At 62.6% G+C, this 912-nt stretch carries 1 pseudogene; it reads left to right on the top strand.

The window, feature by feature from the left end:
• Nucleotides 1-13: 13 nt before the first annotated feature.
• A pseudogene (locus tag NKH36_RS34675) lies at nt 14-912 on the top strand (IS630 family transposase); the annotation flags it as partial.

Below are 912 nucleotides of genomic sequence, written 5' to 3'. Positions count from 1 at the left end.
AGGCCAGCATCTGATGACGCGACCTCTTTCGGATGATCTTCGCGAACGTGTTGTAGCGGCGGTTTTGGGTGGCGAGAGCCGCCGGTCGGCCGCGAAACGGTTCGGCATTTCGGTTTCGGCGGCGGTGAAGTTGTTGCAGCGCCATCGGGCGACTGGCTCGGTTGCGCCTGGCAAGATGGGCGGACATCGCAAGAGGGTGCTGGAGCCGCACCGTGCCTTCATCGAGGCCCGTGTGCGTGAGACGCCGCATCTGACGCTGCATGGTCTGAAGAATGAGTTGGCCGCTCGCGGGATTTCTCGCACAACGCAGTGTGGCAATTCCTGCGCCGCGAGGGGCTGAGCTTCAAAAAAAACGCTGTTCGCCCTTGAGCAGGCACGCGCCGATATTGCCCGCAGGCGCCAACGATGGCGATCCTGGCAGGCCGGCCTCGATCCCCAGTGCCTGGTCTTCATCGACGAGACCTGGATCAAGACCAACATGGCTCCGCTGCGCGGTTGGGGGCCGAAGGGCAAGCGGCTGCGCGGCTTGGCTCCGCACGGCCACTGGCGCACGCTGACTTTCCTTGGCGCGCTGCGCTGGGATCGGCTTGCAGCACCTTGCGTCGACGGCCCGATCAACGGCCAATGCTTCCGCGCTTATGTCGAGCAACAGCTCATCAGCGTCCTTAAGCCCGGCGATATCGTCATCATGGATAACCTGGGAAGCCATAAGTCGGCCGCCATCCGACAGATGATCAAGGCCGCCGGCGCCAGGCTATGGTATTTGCCGCCCTACTCTCCCGACCTCAACCCGATCGAGCAGGCCTTTGCCAAGATCAAGCACTGGATGCGCCAAGCCCAGAAGCGCACCGTCGAGGATACTTGGCGACACATCGGCCACCTCGTTGAAACGATCGAGGCAACCGAATGCAA

Origin of the sequence: Mesorhizobium sp. M1312 (assembly GCF_040318115.1) — a bacterium.
Lineage (GTDB): Bacteria > Pseudomonadota > Alphaproteobacteria > Rhizobiales > Rhizobiaceae > Mesorhizobium.
Note: the sequence above shows the minus strand (reverse complement) of the source record. Positions and strands in the feature narration are given on the sequence as shown.